This is a genomic window from Embleya sp. NPDC025285, from assembly GCF_055558835.1.
In genome coordinates, this window is record NZ_JBVHLU010000001.1 from 91,722 (window position 1) to 106,849 (window position 15,128).

A 15,128-nucleotide genomic window follows, 5' to 3' on the forward strand; every position below is an offset into this window, starting at 1 on the left:
ACCCGTGGTCAGCGTCGCGGTTGGTACAACACGGCGGCCCATCCGTCGGGCCCGGTCACCTGAACCCGCACCTCGTGCGGTCCCTCGACCGACTCGCCCACGGTGAACCCGCCCTCGCGCAGCGGCGCCAGGGCCGCCTCCAGGTCGGCCACCTTGACCATGACCGAGGCCGACTCGCCCTCGCGGTCGGTGCCGGCCAGCGCCAGTCGGCCGCCGTTCACGTCGAACTGCGCCCAGCGCTCGCCGTCGACGAAGGTCGGTTCCGCGCCGAGCACCGCGGTCATGAACCGCACCGCCGCGGCCATGTCGGCGACGGGGAAAGCGGCGGACAGGCCCTGAGCGGACATGGGTTACCTCCTGCGGCGAGACCGGGCACGGTATCTGATGGTCTATCAGGCGCGCCGGACACCCACCGAGTCGGGGCGGCTCGAATCCGCCGGCGACGCGTCGCAGGGGCTAGCCTCGCAAACGTGGAGCCCACCGACACCGCAGGTCCGTCGCCGAAGCCGCCCGAGCACTGGGAGGCCGACGTCGTGCTGCGCGACGGCGCCACCGCCCACGTGCGTCCCGTCGGTCCGGACGACGCCGGTCGCCTCGTCGACTTCTACGCGCGCGTCTCCGCCGAGTCGAAGTACCTGCGCTTCTTCACGCCCTACCCCCGGCTGTCCGACCGCGACGTGCGGCATTTCACCACGCACGACTGGGTCGACCGGGTCGGCCTGGGCCTGTTCGTCGGCGACGAGATGGTCGCGATCGTGCGCTACGACCGGATCGGCCCGGACGGACGCGCGGTGCGCACCGGCCCGCAGGGCCGCTCCTCCACCGCCGAGGTGGCCTTCCTGGTCCAGGACGACCAGCAGGGCCGGGGCGTGGCGTCGGTCCTGCTCGAACACATCGCCGCGGTCGCCCGCGAGCGCGGCATCCGACGCTTCGTGGCCGACGTGCTGCCCTCCAACCGTCGCATGGTCACGGTGTTCACCGAGGCCGGCTACACCCAGCAGTCCGCGTTCGAGGACGGCGTGGTCCGACTCACCCTGGAACTCGCGCCCACCGAGACCTCGCTCGGGGTCATGCTCGGGCGTGAACACCGCGCCGAGGCACGCTCGATCGCCCGACTGCTCACCCCGCGCTCGGTCGCGGTGATCGGCGCCAGCCGGCACGAGGGCACGGTCGGCAACACGCTCCTGGCCAACCTGCGCTCGGGCGAGTTCACCGGCGAGGTGTACGCGGTCAACCCGAAGGCGGGCAGCGAGCCGATCGACGGCGTGCCGACCTACGCCTCGGTGCTGGACATCCCCGGGGGAGTGGACCTGGCGCTGGTGGCGGTCCCGGCGGACGCGGTGCAGCAGGTGGTCGAACAGTGCGGGCGCAAGGGGGTGCACGGTCTGGTCGTGGTGTCCTCCGGTTTCGCCGAGACCGGTCCCGAGGGCCGCGAACGGCAGCGGCGCCTGGTCCGCGCCGCGCGCCGGCGTGGGATGCGGGTGATCGGACCCAACTGCCTCGGCGTGCTGAACACCGACCCGGACCTGCGGGTCAACGCGAGCCTGTCGCCACGGATGCCGCGCCGCGGCCGGGTGGGCATGTTCGCCCAGTCGGGCGCACTGGGCATCGCGATCCTGGAGTCCACCGTGGGCCGCGGGATCGGGCTCTCCACCTTCGTGTCGGCGGGCAACCGCGCCGACGTCTCCGGCAACGACCTGTTGCAGTACTGGGAGGACGACCCGGCCACCGACGTGGTGCTCCTGCACCTGGAATCGATCGGCAACCCGCGCAAGTTCACCCGGCTCGCCCGCCGGGTCTCCCGGGCCAAACCGGTGGTCGCGGTCAAGTCCGGGCGGCACAGCCAGGGCGTCCCGCTCGGGCACGTCACCCGCGCGCTGACACTGCCCGACTCGGCGGTCGACGCGCTGTTCCGCCAGGCGGGCGTGATCCGGGTGCCCACCGTCGCCGAACTGTTCGACGTGGGCCAACTGCTCGCCTACCAACCGTTGCCCGCCGGCGACCGGATCGCGATCATCGGCAACTCCGACTCGCTGGGCCTGCTCACCCAGGACGCGTGCGCGAGCGCGGGCCTGCGGCCCCGGCGCCCGGTCGACCTGACCACCTCCGCGACCGCCGACGACTTCCGCGACGCGCTCGCCGACGCGCTGGCCTGCGCCGAGACGGACGCGGTGATCACCGTGTTCATCCCGCCGCTGACCACCTCCGGCGACGAGGTGGCGAGCGTGATCGCGGAGATGGCCGGGCACGCGGCACAGATCGGCAAGCCGCTGCTGACCACCTACCTCGCGCACGAGGGGTTGCCCACACAACTGCGCCGGCTGGACGCGGACGGTGTGCCCGCGCTCGGCTCGGTGCCCTCCTATCCGGCCCCGGAGAACGCGGTCCGCGCGCTCGCCGAGGTGGTGCGCTACGCCGCGTGGCGCCGGCGACCCACCGGATCGGTGCCCGAACACCCCGAGGTACGCACCGATCAGGCCCGCGCGCTGGTCCGCGCCCGACTCGGCGCCGCGGACGCGGTGGGCCTGTCCCCGGCGGACGCCGCCGACCTGCTGGCCTGCTACGGCGTCGAACTGCTGCCCGCGGTGCGGGTGGACAGCGAGGACGCGGCGGTCCGCGCGGCGACCGAACTGGGCTACCCGGTCGCGCTCAAGACCATCGCCGAACACCTGCGGCACCGCGTGGACGTGGACGGGGTACGTCTGGACATCGGCGCGGAGGCGGGACTGCGCCGGGTGTTCCGGGAGATGACCACCCGCCTGGGCGGCCCGGACCAGGCCCGGCTGGTGGTGCAGCCGATGGCGCCGCACGGGATCGCCACCGTGCTCGGGCTCACCTACGACGAGTCGTTCGGCGCGGTGTTGTCCTTCGGACTGGCCGGCCCGGCCACCGAGCTGCTGGGCGACGCGGCCTACCGACTGGTGCCCGCCACCGATCAGGACGTGGCGGATCTGGTCCGCGAGGTGCGGGCGGCGCCGATGTTGTTCGGCTACCGGGGCGCGCGCCCGGTGGACGTGCCGGCCCTGGAGGACGTGCTGTCGCGGCTGTCCCGATTGGCCGACGACCTGCCCCAGGTCACGTCCATCGAACTGAACCCGGTGATCGTGGCGGCGGAGGGCGCGCACGTGCTCGGCGCGCAGATCCGACTGTCCCGCCCGCCGGCCCGCACCGACCTCGGCCCCAGGTCGCTGTCCCGACCGTAGCCGGCGCCGTGGCACGTCGAGCGTCGCGCCGATCCCGGCTGATCCCGGCTGATCCCGGCGGAAGCCGTCCGGAGATGCGGAACCGCCGCCGTACTCACATGCCACCCCGAGCTGTGGCACCTACGTACGGCGGCGGCTCCAGGCCGGATCCGCTCCGCGGCATGCCCCTCCGCGCCTGCCCTCCACATGGCCGCGCAATTCATGCCGTTCGACGCTGTCCGGACCAGGCCGCCCCGCGCCGGTCGTTTCCCCGAGTGTCCCCGGCGGTGAGGCGGTGTCACTCGCTCCCTCCCTCGAGGACGCGAGTGTCGCGAGAGTTCCGTCGGTGCCACCGTGTCGACGGCGCGTCCCTGTTGCCCCGGCGGTCCTCTCAGGAGACGAGTCAACCCCGCCGGGGCCTCCACCGGGAGGGCGCACGGAAGGCGCACGGTGGCGATCCGTAGATGTCGCACCAACAGTGCGCATCCACCTCACCCGTTCGGTCCTGTCATTACATCGACAAACCGTCACCATTTGGCAACGGCAGGTGCGCAACCCCACCTTCGAACGGGGCGGATGGCGCACGTGTGCCCTTGGAGGTGCCAGGATGGGGGGTATGGCTAAGACCACCACCTCGACCCAGGGGCTGCGCACGGCCATCGAGCGCAGCGGTTACTACCCGAGCCTCGTTGCCGACGCGGTCGAGTCCACGATCGGCACCGAGCCGGTCGACGCTTTCCTGGTGCACCAGGAGACCACGTTCGATTCCAATGAGGTCCGCCGCCACATCACCGTTCTGGTGCTCACGCCAGGCCGTTTCCTGGTCAGCCACACCGACGAACACGCACCCGACGACACGTCGCCCACTCCCTACGCGACGACGTCCACCGAGACCGTTCGGATCGACCGCCTCGAGTCGGTCGTGGTCAGTCGCGTCGTGGGCAACCCCGCCGAATACGTTCCGGGAGCCCCGCCCCGCGAGGCCGTGCTCACCATCGGGTGGGGCGCGGTCGGCCGGATCGACCTCGAACCGGCCGGGTGTGCCGACCCGAACTGTGAGGTCGACCACGGCTACACCGGCTCGTTGACCGCCGACGACCTCTCGCTGCGGGTCAGCGAGGCCGCCGACGGTCCGGAAGCGGTGGAGCGCACCCTCACGTTCGCCCGCGCGCTGTCCGAGGCAGTGGCCGGCATCAACCAGTGAGTGCCTCCGTCTGGCTCGACGAACAACCCCCGGTCCCGTTGCCTCGCTACGGGACCGGGGCGTTGTCCGACCTGATGCCCTCGATAGCCGCCTCCCTCGGCATGCCCGGAGAGGAGAACACGCTCGGCCTCGCGCCCGCGCGCGCCGCGTGCGTGTTCCTGATCGACGGCCTGGGCTGGGACCTGCTGCGCGAGCATCCGGTCGAGGCGCCGTACCTGCACTCGCTCCTGGAGACGTCGTTCGCGGGCAGCGGCCGGCCCCTGACGGCCGGCTTCCCGGCGACCACCGCGACCAGCCTCGCGTCGTTCGGCACCGGGCTCACCCCGGGCGTACACGGCCTGGTCGGCTACTCGGTGGCGGTGCCCGGCGAGAACCGGCTGATGAACCAACTGCGGTGGGTCGACGACATCCGTCCGCGGGACTGGCAGCCGTACCCGAGCCTGCTCGAGCGGGCCGCCGCCGCCGGGATCACCGTCGCGCAGGTCAACGACGGCATGTTCGAACACACGCCGCTGACCAGGGCGGTGCTGGGCGGCGGTCGCTACATCGGCGCCGAATTCGGCGCGCCCAGGGTCAAGGGCGTGCACAAACAACTCGCCCAACCGGGGCCTGTGCTGGTGTACACCTACGCGAGCGAACTCGACCGCTGCGGCCACGGTATGGGCGTCGACTCGCCCGAATGGCGCGCCGAGCTGCGCCGGATCGACGGCGTCGCGCGGGCGATGGCCGAGGGGCTGCCCGCCGACTCGGTCCTGTACGTGACCGCCGACCACGGCATGGTCGACGTGGCGCCCGAGAAGCGGATCGACGTGGACACCGACCCCGCCCTGTCCGCCGGCGTCGCCCTTTTGGGCGGCGAGTCCCGCGCGCGGCACGTCTACACGCGCCCGGGTGCGACCAGGGACGTGCACGCGATCTGGGACGACATGCTCGGCGACCAGATGTGGGTGGTCACCGGGGAGGAGGCGATCGAGTCCGGCTGGTTCGGCCCGGTCGTCGAGGACCGGGTCCGTGCCCGCGTCGGTGACATCGTCGCGGCGGCCTTCGGCGACATCGCGGTGGTCGCCTCCCGCCGCGAACCGGGCGAATCCCGCCTCACCGGCGTGCACGGCTCGATGACGTCGGCGGAGCAACTGGTGCCGCTGCTGGAGGCGCGCGGCTAGGCCCTGTCCGGCGGACAGGACCTGGGCGTGTCCTCACGTCACGCCCGGGCGCCGCGCTCATGCCCAAGGGCGCTCATGCCGAAGGGACGGCCTCCGGACGAGGCCGTCCCTTCGATGAACCCGGGCCGGTTCAGGCCTGGTTGCGCCGCTTCGACGCGACGAGCGTGGCGACGCCCGCGGCGGCGGCGAGCAACAGGACGATCTTGAACAGCTTGCCCATGGAAATGGACCCCCTCGATGGTCGGGACGAAGAAGATGCGTCTCCCGGCCGAGGAAGGCCGCGGGCGACGTGATCCGTGTGTACGTAGGCGCACGGGTCCCGCCGATCCCGGACCCCGTTTCCGGACGGGAGCCCGTCACGCTCGACTCTACGTCACCCGTTTGATTCAAGGGCGGAGTGGTTTCGGCCGGAGCGGCGGGTCGAACCCGGCACTCCCGCAGGTGAATTCGGACCGGATGGACTATTGCGGATCATTCGGATTCGATGCCACCGCGATCACGTTGAACACCGCGCCCTGCGGATCCCGCACGGCCGCCAGTCGGCCGTACGGCGACTCCTCCGGGCCGCGCAGCACCCTGCCGCCCAGGCTGTCCACCCGGTCGACGGTCTCGTCCGCGTCGCGCACCGCGAAGTACGCGGCCCAGTGCGCCGGCGGGCCGTTCCGCGCGCCCGCCACGCCGCCGCGCAGGACACCGCCGACGTGGAACGTCGCGTAGTCGAAGTCGGCGTCGGACATGTCCTCGTAGGTGAAGTCGAAGACCGCCGTGTAGAACTCCTTGGCCCGTGCGCTGTCCGGCGTGTACAACTCGTTCCACACCACCGCGCCGGGCTCGTTGACCACGCCCGCGCCGTTGTGGTCGCCCGCCTGCCACACGCCGAACACGGCGCCGGTGGGGTCGGCGGCGACCGCCATGCGGCCGAACGTCATGACGTCCATCGGTGGCGCGATCACCGTGCCGCCGGCCGCGCCGACCCGTCGCATCACCGCGTCCGCGTCGTCCGCGGCCAGATAGGTGGTCCAGGCGACCGGGCCCTGTCGACCGGGCATGCGGCCCATCAGGCCGGCGACCGGACGGCCGCCGAGCGTGCAGGTGGTGTAGTGGCCCACCCCGGCCAGCCCGATCTCGCCCTCCCAGCCGAACAGGCCGCGATAGAAGGCCAGTCCGGCTTCGACGTCGGGGACGCCCAGGTCCACCCAGCAGGGCACCCCGGTGGGATATCGCGAGGTCCACTCGCTCATCGATGCCTCCTCGACAGATGCCGACAATTCGGGACGATCCGTCATCGATGCTGCCACCCGCGTCGGACATGTGCTCGTCGATGGCCGCCGCACGAGGCAGGATGCCGGTATGAGTTCCCTGATCAAGGCGGCCGACCTGGCCGCCGCCCTGGACAGTTCGTCGCCGCCGCTGGTGCTCGACGTCACGTGGCAACTCGGCGGCCCGCCCGGCATCGAGGCGTACCGGGTCGCCCACATCCCCGGCGCCCACTTCGTCGATCTCGCCGCGGAGTTGTCCGGACCGCACACCCCCGGCGGCGCCGGCGGCCGGCATCCGATGCCCGAGCCGGCCGCGTTCGGCGCGAGCATGCGCCGGTTGGGGATCGGCCCGGAGATCGACGTGGTCGTCTACGACGGTGGGCCGAGCGTCGCCGCGGCGCGGGCGTGGTGGCTGCTGCGCTACTTCGGCCACGACCGGGTGCGCGTGCTCGACGGCGGCTTCGCGGCCTGGACGGCGGAGCGGCACCCGGTCACCGACGTGGTGCCGGAACCCGCCGCACCGGGCGCGTTCGTCCCGCGCCCGGGCGGGATGACACGCCTGGACGCGGACGAGACCGCGGCCCTGGTGGCCGCGGGCGGGGTGCTGCTGGACGCTCGTGCCGCGGAGCGCTTTCGGGGCGAGACCGAGCCGATCGACGCGAAGGCCGGCCACATCCCCGGCGCGGTCAGCGCGCCCGCGACCGAGTACACGCACGCCGACGGCCGCTTCCACGAACCCGCCGAGCTCAAGGAGTACTTCGCGGCCCGCGGCGCGGTCCACGGTGCCCGGGTCGCCGCGTACTGCGGTTCCGGCGCGACCGCCGCGCACGAGGTGCTCGCACTGTCGCTGGCCGGCGTGCCGGCCGCGCTGTACGCCGGTTCCTGGAGCGACTGGATCACCGACCCGGAACGCCCGGTGGCCACCGGCGAGTAGCGCGCTCGGACCGCGGTGCCGGCGACGAGCGCACGACAGGAGCCGAGGGCCCGTGCGGGCCCTCGGCTCCTGTCGTACCCGTCTGTCGTGCCGTCGATCATTCCCGGCGCTTGCGCCTGCTCCCGAACACGATCTCGTCCCAACTGGGCACGGTCGCCCGGCGGCCGGGACGCACGCCGTCGGCCTCGGCCTGTCGGTCGGTGCTGCCGACCAGCCGCTCGCGGTGCGGGCCGACCACGCCGCGCGGCACCAGGACGTTCTCGTACGCGCTGCCCGCGCCCGCCGCCGCGGCGGGGGCCTGGGTCTCCTCTTCCTCGATCGGTTCGGCGCGCTCCGGGCGTTCCGACCGCTCGACGCGCTCGATCCGCTCGGGACGCTCGACGCGCTCGGCCCGTTCCGCCCGCTCGATGCTGCCCACGCGCGGGCGTTCGGCCAGTGCGGTGACGTCGATGCGCATCGGACCGGGCGAGGCCGACTGGGTCTGCGGTTCGCCGCGCAGACCCGGGACGGCGTCGAGCAGGCTGGTGATCGCGTCGTCGTCGCTCTCGCGCGGAATGGTGGCCAGGCGCGGTCGGAACGGGAACGGGGTCTCGGACGCCGCCGGGTGCTCGCCGATCAGCGAACGGGCCTCGTCGTCGTTGGTGGTGACCAGGCGCCGGGGCGGATCGAAGCTCCAACTCGCGGAGCGCATCTCGCCATCGGCGCGGTAGAGCAGCAGGATCTCCCAGCTACCGTCGTCGCGCCGCCACGAATCCCACTGCACGGACTCGGAGTCCGCGCCGCGCAGGTGCAGGCGTTCGGTGACGATCTCGCCGAGCAGCGGGCCGGTGCTCTCGCCTTGCCGACGGATGGGGGTCTTGCGGGCGCGTTCGGCCATGAAGGCGCGCTCGGCGAGGACCGGGCCCTCAAAACGCCGCACCCGGTCCACCGGGATTCCGGCGAGCTGTGCGACCTCCTCCGCGGTGGCACCGGCCCTTATCCGGGCCTGGATGTCACGCGGACGCAGCTGGCTCTCGACCTCGATCTCGATCTGGCCGAGCCTGGCGCGGTCGCCCCTGACGGCGGCACGGAGCCGTTCGTCGATGGGCAACATGTACTCAGTGCCGTCGGCAGCCTTCAGCACCAACCGTGTGCCGTCGTTGCTGACGGCCACGACACGCAGTTCGGGCATGGGGACCTCCCGGGTGGTGCCTGCCGACGTCACCTGCGTCGTTGCTCCCGCTACGAGTGTGACCTGCCCAGCCTCGGCGTGGCCACAACCTGACCGAGTTGTCCGGCGTGTCGGATTTATTACCTGACTGGCCGAATTGCCTTGGTTACACCATTTCGGGTAGATACCGGGGCGGCGCCCCACCCTGACCTCCGCGGTCGGTCGCCTCCCCCTTCGCGCACAGGTCGTTCCGGAACCTGGCGTGAACAGTACTCCATTCGGGGGCTCTACCGGGACACACCGCGCCGCATCGGCGCGTCCCGTTCGGACGAGTCGTTTTCGGCCGTCCGGGGTGATGTCGATCACAAGATTGGGCCGATCGGAACGATGTCGATGGGCCGTTCAGTCGTAACCAGGGTGAAGTCCTGTTTTTCATGATTAACCACCGTCCGTGCTCGGACGGGCAAGGAAAGTGATGCCGGAAAGGACCGAGAATGAACGTCGCCGGATCGATGTCAACGCGGTGCAGGTTGTGGGCAGTGCCCTGGCGGCCATCTCCTCGGCTTTCCTGCTCTCGACGCTGGGCGTCGCCGGGACGGTGATCGGCGCGGCGCTCGCGAGCGTGGTCGCCACGGTCGGAAGCGCGCTCTACGTGCACCTGTTCCGCCGCACCGGCGAGCAACTGCGCGACGTGCGGGCGACGCTGATCCCGCCGCACGAGGGCGGGCCGAGTCCGGACCCCGCCGCCGTACCGGAGCGACCCACCGGTGTGGCCGACCCGGGATCGGCCGCCGACGAGACGATGCTGCTGCCGGTCGGCGACTACACCCGGTTCGAGGAGCATGCGCGGACCGCGCCGGTCACGGGCTCGACGCGCGCGGAGCGCCTGCTCGGCGGTGCCGGGACGGACGCCGAACCGGTCGCGGACGGCGACAAGCGGGTCTGGCTGGCCCGTTCGCTGGTCGGGGCGGTGCTCGTGTTCGTGGTGGCGATGGGTGTGGTGACGCTCACCGAGACCGCGATCGGCCGCTCGTTCGCGAGCCTGTTCGGACACGGCGACGCGGGCGGCTCGACCATCTCGCGGATCGTCGACGACAAGCCCGCCCGACCCGACACCCCGAAGCAGCCGGGCGGTTCGACCCCGCAGCCGACCGGCTCCACGCCCGCACCCACGCACGGGCCGGCCACCGGCGACCAGGGCACGACCGGCGAGAACGGCACGGGGGCGACCTCGGTGCCCTCGACCACCCCGTCCACGCGACCGAGCCACACCCCCTCGTCCGACCCGAGCGACTCCAAGCCGCCGAGCACGGCGCCGCCCGCGACCCCGCCGGCGGGCGGCTCGAGCGGGGCCGGCACCGCGAACGGCGGGGCGGCGGCCGGCAACGACGCCGGCGGCACCGCCCAGGGCGGCGCGGACGGCGACTCGCGGTCGAACGCGGGCGCCGGCACGCGCTAGCCCTGGGACCGGCGCCGGTGCGGCGGGCCTCAGTCGCCCAGCACCCGACGCAGGTAGTCGTTGCCGAAGCGGCGCTCCGGATCCACCCGGTTCCGGAGCGCCGTGAAGTCGGCGAACCTCGGGTAGAGCTTCGCGAAGTACTCCGCGTCGCGGGTGTGCATCTTGCCCCAGTGCGGGCGCCCGCCGTGCCCGACCATGATCTTCTCCACCTCGGTGAAGTACCGCTCGTGCGGCGTGCCCTTGTACATGTGCACCGCGATATAGGCGGTGTCGCGCCCGTACGCCGTGGACATCCACAGATCGTCCGCCGGGGCCACCCGCACCTCGACCGGGAAGCTGATCGGCAGGCCCGCCGCCTCGACGAAGGCACGCACCTCGGTCAGCGCGGCCGTGGCCGCCGCCCGCGGCAGCGCGTACTCCATCTCGATGAAGCGCACCCGGCGCGGGCTGGTGAACACCTTGTGCGAGGTGTCCGAATAGGTCCGCGCCGACAACGCGCGGCTGGACAGGCGCGCGATCGTGGGCACCGTCCTGGGCGCGGCCCGGCCGACCCGGCAGGCCAGCGAGAACACACCGTTGGACAACAACTCGTCGTCCAGCAGGAAACGCGCCTTCGACAGCGGTTTCGCCGGCCCCTCGATCCGGTTGTTGCGCTTCACGTTGCAGTTGTCGGTGTGCGGAAACCAATAGAACTCGAAATGCTCGTTGTCCGCGCACAGCGCGTCGAAGTCGGCGAGCACCGCGTCCAGCCGCATCGGCTCCTCGCGCGCCTCCAACAGGAAGCTCGGCTCCACCGCGAACGTCAGCGCGGTCACCACGCCCAGCGCGCCCAGACCCACCCGGGCACCCGCGAACAACTCCGCGTTCTCGGTCGCCGAGCACGTGGTGATCTCGCCGTCCGCCAGCACGATCTCCATGCCCCGGATCTGCGCCGCCAGCGATCCGGACACCCGCCCGGTCCCGTGCGTGCCGGTGGACGTGGCGCCGGCGAGGCTCTGCACCGCGATGTCGCCCATGTTCGCGAGCGCGAGGCCGTAGCCGGCGAGCAGCGCGTTGAAGTCGCTCAGCCGCATCCCGGACCCGACCGTGATGGTGCCCGCCGCACGATCGAGCGCGTGCACCTCGGTCAGCCCTTCCGGGCGGATCTGCACCCCGTCGGTGACCGCGACCGAGGTGAACGAGTGCCCGGCGCCGACGGCCTTGACCGCCAGACCCTGTGCCGCCGCCCGGCGGACCGCCGCCGAGATCTCCTCGGCCGACCTCGGAGTGAGTACCGAGTGCGGCCGCGCGGACTGGTTTCCGGTCCAGTTCCGCCAGATCGGCGGCGTCTTGGAGACGGCGGGGGTGGCGCTGCTCAACGGGTTCCTCCTGGGGTCGCCGTGGGATCAGCCGGACATTACTCGCCGGTCATCGGACCGGGAAGGGGCCGGGGCCCGATGGGCCGCAACTCACGCCGCGCGCGGGCCGGGGCGTTGGGGCGGGCGGGGCCGCGATGCGAGGATCACAGACATGCACGCGACACAGGCCCCCGACCCCAGTCCGTACGACGCGCTCCTGGTGCTCTCCTTCGGCGGGCCGGACGCCCCCGACGAGGTGCTCCCGTTCCTGGAGAACGTGACCGCGGGCCGAGGGGTGCCCCGGGAACGCCTCGAGGAGGCCGCCGGCCACTACGCCCACTTCGGCGGTGCCAGCCCGATCAACGCGCACAACCGCGCCCTGATCGCGGCGATCGAGACGGACTTCGCCGCACAGGGACTGCGGCTGCCGGTCTACTGGGGCAACCGCAACTGGCGCCCGTATCTCGCGGACACCGTGCGGCGGATGGCCGACGACGGGATCCGCCGTGCCGCGGTCCTGGTGACCAGCGCCTACGCCTCCTACTCGGGCTGCGGGCAGTACCACGAGAACCTGCTCGAGGCCCGGGCCGAGGTCGGCGACCGGGCACCGGTGTTCGACAAGCTGCGGCACTTCTTCGACCATCCCGGTTTCGTCGAGCCGCTGGTGGACCACGTGCTGGCCGCGCTGGCCGAACTGCCCGAGGCGGTGCGGGCCGGCGCCCGACTGGTGATGGTCACCCACTCGATCCCCACCGTCACCGCGCGCACCGCCGGCCCGGCCGGCGGCGGATACGTCGAGCAGCACCGGGAGACCGCGCGCCTGGTCGCCGAGGGCGTCGCGCGCGCGCTCGGGCGCGAGCACGACTGGGACCTGGTGTACTCCAGCCGCAGCGGCCCGCCGCAGGTGCCGTGGCTGGAGCCGGACGTCAACGACCACCTCGTGGCGTCGGCCGAGGACGGCACTGCACCGGCCGTGGTGCTGGTGCCGATCGGATTCCTCTCCGATCACATGGAGGTGGTCTACGACCTCGACGTCGAGGCCGCCGCGACCGCCGCGCGGCTCGGGCTGCCGGTGGCCCGAGCGGCGACCACCGGCGCCGACCCCAGGTTCGCGGGCGCGGTGCGCGACCTGCTCCTGGAGCGCGCCGCGACGGTACGCGGCGAGGCGCCCGCGCGGTGCGCGCTCGGTGTGCTCGGCGCCGCGCACGACGTGTGCCCGGTGGGCTGTTGCCCGGACCCCCGGGCGCTGCGCGCCGACCCGGAGGCGGCCGCGCGGTCGCCGCGCGGCGAGGCCCTGCACGGCTCCGCCGGCAGGATGGGTCCATGACGATCGACACCGCGGAACTCCTGGCCATCGCTCGCGACGCGGCCCGGCACACCGGCGGCTTCCTGTTGCACGAGCGTCCCGCCGACCTCGGCGTCGCGGCGACCAAGAGCAGCCCCACCGACGTGGTCACCGAGATGGACACGGCCGCGGAGAAGCTGATCATCGAACGCATCCGCGCGCACCGACCACACGACGGCTTCCTCGGCGAGGAGGGCGACGCGACCGCGGGCAGCAGCGGCGTGCGCTGGGTGATCGACCCGATCGACGGCACCGTGAACTACCTGTACGACCTGCCCGGGTGGTGTGTGTCGATCGCCGCCGAGACCGCCGAGGGCACCCTGCTGGGCGTGGTCGAGGTGCCGGTGGTGGGGGAGACCTTCCACGCCGTGCGCGACGGCGGCGCCTACCGCAACGGCAAGCCGATCCACTGCCGCGCCTCGGTCGAGTCGGCCCGGGCGCTGGTGGCGACCGGGTTCGGCTACACCGCCGAGCGGCGCACCCGGCAGGCCGCCGTGATCGGCGCGCTGCTGCCGCGCGTGCGCGACCTGCGCAGGGCCGGCTCGGCCGCGATCGACCTGTGCTCGGTGGCCGCCGGTCGGGTCGACGCCTACTACGAGCGTGGCCTGAATCCGTGGGACGTGGCCGCGGGCGCGCTGATCGCCCGCGAGGCCGGCGCCGAGGTGATCGAGGACCTGTGGCCCGAGCCCGACGGGTCGAGCCTGTGCCTGGCCGCGCCCGCCGGACTGCGTGCCGAACTCGAGGCCGCGCTGGCCGCCCTGCACGCGTAGACCCGAGCATGCGCAAGGCCCGGACCCGGTGCCCCCGCACCGGATCCGGGCCTTCGCGAATTCGGCCCGACAGCCGAACCCCCGGCGTCCACTGGGGACCTCGCCGGGGGAGATCAAGAACCGTGTGTCCATGCGTGGCTCGGGTGCTCTCGCCCGAGCGGAGTGCCTAGGCGCTTTCGGGAAGCACCCGCACGCCGTGCTCGGACGCCATCCGCAGGAGGTCGTCCAACTCGGATTGCTCCACCTCGACGAGGAAGTCGTCGCCGGTGTCACAGGCCTGCTTCAGAGCCTGTTCGGTCTCACGTATGCGCCGCAGTACGCCGGCCGTGAATTCGTCCATAAGGCCGCCCCAATGTCACTCGTCGTCGCCGGTTTCGGTTGTCCTCCCCCCGTGCAATGCCGGGGAAACCATGGATCCGGGCCTTTGACGGGGCTCGACCTAAGGGTGTGACCAGGGGCGATTTCCGGCCCGCCGGCCCGGGATCGGACTTTCCGGGGCGTACCGGAATCCTTCCCTCCTTCGGGGGGTCCCGTAACGTCCGCGGCGCGACGCGCTCGCCGGGCCGATCCCGCCCGCCCCGGTCGGCCGGCCGGCTTACCGAGGCTTTACCGGGGCGCGGGGGAAGATGGACAACGGATCCATCCACTCATCGAGCAGGAGGCACAGCCGGTGCGGGTTCTCGTAGTCGAGGACGAGCAGCTCCTGGCGGACGCGGTCGCGACCGGGTTGCGCCGAGAGGCCATGGCCGTCGACGTGGTGTACGACGGGGAGGCGGCGCTGGAACGGATCGCCGTCAACGACTACGACGTGGTGGTGCTCGACCGGGACCTGCCGATCGTGCACGGCGACGACGTGTGCCGGGCGGTGGTGGAGACGGGCATTCCGATGCGGGTGCTCATGCTGACCGCCGCCGGCGACGTCAGCGATCGGGTCGAGGGCCTGGAGTTGGGAGCGGACGACTATCTGCCCAAGCCCTTCGCGTTCAGCGAGCTGATCGCCCGGGTGCGCGCACTCGGCCGGCGGGCCGTCTCCCCGCTGCCGCCGGTGCTGGAGCGGGCCGGCATCCGGCTCGACCCGAACCGGCGCGAGGTGTTGCGCGAGGGTGTCCCGGTGCACCTGTCGCCCAAGGAGTTCGCGGTGCTGGACGTGCTGATGCGCGCCGATGGCGCCGTGGTCTCGGCCGAGCAACTGCTCGAGAAGGCATGGGACGAGAACACCGATCCGTTCACCAATGTCGTCCGCGTCACCGTCATGACATTGCGCCGCAAGCTCGGCGAGCCGCCCGTCATCCTGACGGTGCCCGGCGCCGGATACCGCATTTGAG

General features: G+C 72.4%; 13 protein-coding genes. 8 read left to right on the forward strand and 5 right to left on the reverse strand.

Annotation, left to right across the window (positions count from 1 at the left end; all coding sequences use genetic code 11):
• Window positions 1-8: 8 nt before the first annotated feature.
• Window positions 9-347, reverse strand: a complete 339-nt coding sequence (locus tag ACZ4FV_RS00360; RefSeq protein WP_395869272.1) for a VOC family protein — start codon at window positions 345-347, stop codon at window positions 9-11.
• 123 nt (window positions 348-470) lie between these two features.
• On the opposite strand from ACZ4FV_RS00360, the gene ACZ4FV_RS00365 reads away from it, so the two are divergent.
• The 3 genes from ACZ4FV_RS00365 (at window position 471) to ACZ4FV_RS00375 (ending at window position 5,549) form a co-directional block, all read left to right on the forward strand.
• Window positions 471-3,203, forward strand: a complete 2,733-nt coding sequence (locus ACZ4FV_RS00365) for a bifunctional acetate--CoA ligase family protein/GNAT family N-acetyltransferase (protein WP_465321464.1) — start codon at window positions 471-473, stop codon at window positions 3,201-3,203.
• A gap of 595 nt (window positions 3,204-3,798) precedes the next feature.
• On the forward strand, window positions 3,799-4,386 hold the full coding sequence (locus ACZ4FV_RS00370) for a DUF5998 family protein (protein WP_161365428.1): 588 nt from the start codon (window positions 3,799-3,801) through the stop codon (window positions 4,384-4,386).
• The gene (locus tag ACZ4FV_RS00375; protein ID WP_402229388.1) at window positions 4,383-5,549 is read left to right on the forward strand and encodes an alkaline phosphatase family protein; all 1,167 of its coding nucleotides are present in this window, start codon (window positions 4,383-4,385) and stop codon (window positions 5,547-5,549) included. Before ACZ4FV_RS00370 ends, ACZ4FV_RS00375 begins: the two co-directional genes overlap by 4 nt.
• Before the next feature lie 461 nt (window positions 5,550-6,010).
• Here ACZ4FV_RS00375 and ACZ4FV_RS00380 read toward each other — a convergent pair whose 3' ends face one another.
• On the reverse strand, window positions 6,011-6,790 hold the full coding sequence (locus ACZ4FV_RS00380; protein ID WP_465321465.1) for a VOC family protein: 780 nt from the start codon (window positions 6,788-6,790) through the stop codon (window positions 6,011-6,013).
• 109 nt (window positions 6,791-6,899) lie between these two features.
• On the opposite strand from ACZ4FV_RS00380, the gene ACZ4FV_RS00385 reads away from it, so the two are divergent.
• Window positions 6,900-7,742, forward strand: a complete 843-nt coding sequence (locus ACZ4FV_RS00385) for a sulfurtransferase (protein WP_465321466.1) — start codon at window positions 6,900-6,902, stop codon at window positions 7,740-7,742.
• A 97-nt stretch (window positions 7,743-7,839) separates the two neighbouring features.
• Here ACZ4FV_RS00385 and sepH read toward each other — a convergent pair whose 3' ends face one another.
• Entirely contained in the window at window positions 7,840-8,946 is a 1,107-nt protein-coding gene (sepH, locus tag ACZ4FV_RS00390; protein WP_465321468.1) for a septation protein SepH, read from the reverse strand.
• A gap of 421 nt (window positions 8,947-9,367) precedes the next feature.
• Between sepH and ACZ4FV_RS00395 the strand changes: the two genes are divergently transcribed.
• Complete coding sequence (locus tag ACZ4FV_RS00395; protein ID WP_465321469.1) at window positions 9,368-10,351, forward strand: hypothetical protein; 984 nt, start codon at window positions 9,368-9,370, stop codon at window positions 10,349-10,351.
• 29 nt (window positions 10,352-10,380) lie between these two features.
• On the opposite strand, the gene ACZ4FV_RS00400 is transcribed toward ACZ4FV_RS00395, so the two are convergent.
• On the reverse strand, window positions 10,381-11,709 hold the full coding sequence (locus ACZ4FV_RS00400; protein ID WP_395859879.1) for a D-arabinono-1,4-lactone oxidase: 1,329 nt from the start codon (window positions 11,707-11,709) through the stop codon (window positions 10,381-10,383).
• Window positions 11,710-11,860: 151 nt separating this feature from the next.
• Between ACZ4FV_RS00400 and ACZ4FV_RS00405 the strand changes: the two genes are divergently transcribed.
• Both ACZ4FV_RS00405 and ACZ4FV_RS00410 read left to right on the forward strand, forming a co-directional pair.
• Window positions 11,861-13,015, forward strand: a complete 1,155-nt coding sequence (locus ACZ4FV_RS00405; protein ID WP_395859877.1) for a ferrochelatase — start codon at window positions 11,861-11,863, stop codon at window positions 13,013-13,015.
• Complete coding sequence (locus ACZ4FV_RS00410; RefSeq protein ID WP_395859875.1) at window positions 13,012-13,803, forward strand: inositol monophosphatase family protein; 792 nt, start codon at window positions 13,012-13,014, stop codon at window positions 13,801-13,803. Before ACZ4FV_RS00405 ends, ACZ4FV_RS00410 begins: the two co-directional genes overlap by 4 nt.
• Before the next feature lie 166 nt (window positions 13,804-13,969).
• On the opposite strand, the gene ACZ4FV_RS00415 is transcribed toward ACZ4FV_RS00410, so the two are convergent.
• Window positions 13,970-14,143 carry a hypothetical protein gene (locus ACZ4FV_RS00415; RefSeq protein WP_020555845.1) on the reverse strand — a complete coding sequence of 58 codons (174 nt, stop codon included), beginning with the start codon at window positions 14,141-14,143 and terminating at the stop codon, window positions 13,970-13,972.
• 330 nt (window positions 14,144-14,473) lie between these two features.
• On the opposite strand from ACZ4FV_RS00415, the gene ACZ4FV_RS00420 reads away from it, so the two are divergent.
• Window positions 14,474-15,127 (forward strand): response regulator transcription factor, encoded by a 654-nt coding sequence (locus ACZ4FV_RS00420; RefSeq protein ID WP_020555846.1) that lies wholly within the window; start codon window positions 14,474-14,476, stop codon window positions 15,125-15,127.
• Window position 15,128: the final 1 nt, after the last annotated feature.